We start from the raw sequence: 1,043 nt of genomic DNA, 5'->3' as shown, positions 1-1,043 counted from the left end.
GCACGGGCTACCAGACGACGATTCGGCGCCGGCTCGGAGCAGCCTGCGAGGGCGGCATACTCCAGCGGAGCCGACAGTGTGGTGCGCGGGGAGCCCGCAAGCCGCTCGGCTGCCTCGCGCACCGCGACCAGCAGCCGAGGGCGAACTGCGGGTGGCACTTCATGGCGCAACAGGTCGGAATAGACAGCCCTGGCCGCGGCCTTTTCCAGATAAGCCACCGTGTCTGGTGTCGTCGCACATAGTGCCGCGTACGTACGTACGGCTCTGATATGCCGAGAGAGCAAGATCGCCACGTAGCGGACGGTGGGGCCGCTTGCCCGCGAAGTCTGTGTCATCAAGGTGGCGTCCGACAGATGGGTGAGGTAGGGCAGCTGCTCCTGCTGGGAGACGAGACATGGCGATGGGCAGGTAGTCATTCACTCATTTCCCATACACGTGGCAAATCGACGGATGCGCGGGCGACGGCCCGGACACAGGGCGGAGCCGCCCGGGACCGTGCCTACTCCTACTCCCACAAGACCGCTCATGTCACTGAAAGCGTCCGGCCGCGGGCCTGTATAGCGCCACGCACAGTGGTCGGTATGCGAACCCGCAGGCAGCTCCACGCCATGGGGAAACGAGCAGAAGGCCGCCCACAGGGGCAGTTGGGAAGACAAGCGCTCAGCACCGGACCTAGTAAGTGCCAGATGCCAACCACGACGATCACTTAAGATCACTGACATTATTTTCACGCCTATGCCGACTAGGCCGAAAAGCACTGGATGCCAGAAGGTCCTTGCCGGCTCAGCGGCCGACCTCGGGCGTGGTGTGATCAAGCGCGAACGCTGCAGCAATCCCCAGGCGGGAGGCCATCCGACATGGCAGACAACCACCCAGGACGCGTCCGGGATGCTGGGCGGTCCACCCGGTGAGGTGACCGGTGTACCCGCCGTCGGCCCGGGCCGCGCAAGCCGCTGGAAGTGATTCTTTTGTGCGGGCCCCAGGATGCGGGCGGCGGCCCGGTGGGTGGGGGTTGCGGGCACGGCCCCCAAGGCCAGTAGGAG

1 protein-coding gene is annotated in these 1,043 nt (G+C 65.7%); it reads right to left on the bottom strand.

Annotation, left to right across the window (positions count from 1 at the left end; all coding sequences use genetic code 11):
- Positions 1-218, bottom strand: a 218-nt coding sequence (locus tag AB0N17_RS46885; RefSeq protein WP_366017756.1) for a hypothetical protein, incomplete at its 3' end; no start/stop codon positions are given.
- Positions 219-1,043: the final 825 nt, after the last annotated feature.

Source organism: Streptomyces sp. NPDC051133, from assembly GCF_040682635.1.
Classification (GTDB): Bacteria; Actinomycetota; Actinomycetes; order Streptomycetales; family Streptomycetaceae; genus Streptomyces.
The sequence above is the reverse complement of the archived record's forward strand: the minus strand, read 5'-3'. Positions and strand labels throughout refer to the sequence as shown.